This window comes from Mucilaginibacter sp. P4_G9 (assembly GCF_056400985.1).
In genome coordinates, this window is the sequence record NZ_JBFUKF010000455.1 from 1 (window position 1) to 3,841 (window position 3,841).

Sequence of the window (3,841 nt, forward strand, 5' to 3'; positions counted from 1 at the left end):
GGTATTGTTAATAATAAGGGCTTTTGCCGAATCAGCCTGCCTGATGTTGCGGCCGGCCAGCAACCTGATATGATAAACCTTAATATAGTTTTCGTCGGCATATTTTTGCTGAACATCCGTTTTCACTTCCTTCCTGCCGTCCTTATAGGTAATTTCGGTGCTGTTGGTATTGCCTGACGATGGCGCAGCGCCGCCAATGCTTATCATATCTACTTGTGGAATGCTTGCCAGTTTGTCTTTAAACACTTGTTTCAGACCGACATGTGGGTTTTTAAACGGAATGGTAATATTTACGATAGCATCTTTTTTAAAGCCGAGATCCTTATGCAAAGCATAATAAATTTGTTTGCTTACCAGTATGGTTGCCATAATGAAAAACTGGGCTATTATAAACTGCATTACCGTTAACGATTTGCGCAACACAGCATTGCGGGTTTTACTTGACCCCGACTGAGCCTGGTTTTTTAGCACCAGCACAGGTTTATAAGCAGATAGCACCAATGCCGGATAAAATCCGGAAAGTAAGGTTACTACAAAAGTGAGCGCAACCAGGAACAAAATTAAGCTGCTTTGGCGTACATAATCAATCGTGATTTCCTTTGGGACAAAATCTTTGAATAATTTAAGTATCACCGGGGCAAGGCACATGGCTATAATTACCGCGAATACCGTTACCACGAAAGTTTCGCTTAAAAACTGGCCGATAAGCTGACTGCGGCTACTGCCCATGGTTTTGCGGATACCTATTTCCTTTGCCCGTTGTGACGCCTGGGCTGTAGTGAGGTTTACAAAGTTGATGCAACCCAGCACAAGTAAAAACGCGGCAATAACCAGCAAGCCATATAATGTGGTTTTATTGGCTATGCGCCCGTTATCGAAATTACTGTAATCTTTGTTGAAATGCAGGTCATTTAATGGCTGCAGATGAAACATCTGTTTATTCCCGGCATTCTCCTTTTTGGGCGGATCATGTTTTTTGAGCAATACATTCAGCTGCTTCTCTACATTAGCGGCATTCGCGTTATCGTTAAGCTTAATAAATAACGATGATGCCGAAGTTGTGCTGCCCCATTCGGTTAATTGCAAATTCCCCTTCAGGTCGGCATTGCTCAGTCCGGTACTGTATGATATAAAATTGCGAAAGTAAAAATCTGTGTTTTGTATAGGTGTTTGTACAATGCCAGTAACTGTTGTTTTAATAGTATCAAAAATTACAGTTTTACCAAGCACTTGGTTATAAGGCACATTTGGGAAATAAATTTTAGCCTGGTCTGAAGTAATGACCAATTTATAAGGCTCTGTTAATGCGGTTGAAGGAGAACCGGCTAACCAGTTGTATTTAAATAACTTGAAATAGCGGCCATCGGCAAGCACAACATCATTCTGGTTTTTAAATTTAACCGGAACATCGGCCCCCGCTTTCGGTACAAGCACATCTGTTTGGTATAATGTAAAAAATGGCACCACATCTTTTACACCGGTAGCCTCGGACTTGACAGCACCCGGAAGCGGGCCTGCTACTCCGCTATTATAAGCCACTTCGCCCGAGAATGAATATTCAGAAACTACCCTGTATATCCTATCCCCATCCTGGTGAAACTTATCAAAATTAAAATCAAAATTTACAATAACGTAAATTACCAATGCGGCACTAATGCCAATGGATAAACCAACAATGTTAATCATTGTAAACAGCTTATGCCGACCGAAATTGCGGAAGGCGATCTTGAAGTAATTTTTTATCATCTTATTTGTTCATTAGTTCAATCGTTCATTAGTAGCATTGATCATTAGTTTTTTGCATTTGTTTTTAACACGTCAACATCAATCAAACAAGACCAATGAAACCAGTGAACAAATGAACTAATGAACAAACCTATTCGCTCCTCAAACTCTTAATCGGGTTCGCTGTTGCTGCTTTGATGGATTGAAAACCTGATGTTATCAATGCAGTTAATAGCATGCCCCCTCCGCTTAATACAAATATCCACCAGCTGATACTTGTACGATCTGCAAAGCCTTCCATCCATTTGTTCATGGCGTACCATGCCAGCGGCGTAACCAGTACAAAAGCCAACGCAATAAGCAACACCAGTTCGGTTGATAACAGGGCAACAATTTGTGAAACCGTGGCCCCCAATACTTTACGTACACCAATCTCTTTAGTACGCTGATTGGTATTATGAATGGCTAAACCCAATAAGCCAAGGCAGCTGATGAATATGGATAATCCCGTTGCCCAGGTTAGTAAGGTAGAGGTATGCTGTTCCTGATCATAAAATTTAGCAATGCTTTCATCAAAAAACCGATATTCAAAATCATCCTCGGGATAAATTTCCTTCCATGACTTCTCCATTGCAGAAATAGCTTTTTTCCAGTCACTACTACCCGATTGCGGCTTTAATGCGATATGGAATGTACCATTGTTATAATGATTAGGCTCCGTTAAAATAGCTATAGGCTTAATTGGGGCATGCAATGATTCTGCATGAAAATCGGCCACAACACCAACGATCTGCATTTTTGTATCGCCATTAAAATTATCAATGTATTTACCTACAGCATCTTGCGGGTTTTTAAAACCTATTGCACGGGTATAAGTATCATTTACCAGGAATGCTTTTGCAGTATCACCAGGCCGCAGGTTGCGACCGGCTATTAATTTGATCTTGTAAACGTTGATATAATTCTGATCGCCATATTTTTCCTTCAGCTCCATTTTTATTTCTTTTTTCCCATCACGATAAGTGGCCTCCGTTGAGTTGCTATTGTTTGATGATGGTGCATCTTTACCCATACTCACCATTTGTACCTGAGGCAGGGCATTCAGCTTATTTAAAAATACCTGGTTACGACTATCGGTACGGTTTTTCCATGGCGAGTTTATAATGAGTATAGCATCCTTTTTAAGCCCAAGATCTTTATGCATTACATAATAAATCTGTTTGCTCACCAATAAAGTAGCCATAATGAAAAACTGGGCTATAACAAACTGGGTTACGGTTAACGATTTGCGCAGCCAGGCATTACGGGTTTTGCCGCTATTGCTTGCTGATTGGTTTTTAAGTACCAATACAGGTTTATAGCCAGATAATAAAACTGCCGGATAAAAGCCCGATAAAACGCTTWCCACAATAGTTAATAAAAAAAGAAAAATGATAAGGTCCGGCTGTCCTAAAATATCCAGTTTAATTCCTCCGGGAGTAAAATCTTTAAAGAGTTTTAATATCAACGGGGCCAGCATGGTTGAAATGATTACAGCAAACAACGTGATAAAAAACGTCTCGCTTAAAAATTGGACAATCAGTTGTAAACGACTGCTTCCCATTGTTTTGCGGATCCCTATCTCCTTTGCCCTTTGCGCAGCCTGAGCAGTAGTTAGATTAACAAAATTGATACAACCCAATAATAACAAAAACAACGCTATAGCCAACAAACCATATAAGGTTGTTTTATTGGCTGTACGCCCGTTATAAAATGTTCCGTAAAGCTCATTAAAGTGTACATCGCTTAGCGCTTGCAAAGCAAAACTGCGTGTGTTGCCTTTATTTGAGGGCGTTGGCGGGTTATGCTTTTTTAGTATCCCGTTTAGTTGTTTTTCTATTTGTGCAATTGTTGTATTTGGAGATAATTTTATAAACAGCTGTGAGGCAGGAGTTGTACCACCCCAATGTTCGGGTCTTAATTCGTCTTTTAATGCATTGTTATGTAGTGCCGATGAATAAGATATAAAATCAGAGGATACAAAGTCAGTATTACCTTTCAACGGTTCAACAATGCCGGTAACAGTTGTATTTAAAGTATCATAAGTAACCACACGCCCCAGCATCTGGCTGTAGGA

The 3,841-nt window shown here is 40.1% G+C and carries 2 protein-coding genes; both read right to left on the reverse strand.

Annotation, left to right across the window (positions count from 1 at the left end):
• A partial coding sequence (locus tag AC1DPZ_RS23595) for an ABC transporter permease (protein ID WP_477408070.1) occupies positions 1-1,746 on the reverse strand: 1,746 nt, incomplete at its 3' end.
• Positions 1,747-1,876: 130 nt separating this feature from the next.
• Positions 1,877-3,841, reverse strand: a 1,965-nt coding sequence (locus AC1DPZ_RS23600) for an ABC transporter permease (RefSeq protein WP_477408072.1), incomplete at its 5' end; no start/stop codon positions are given.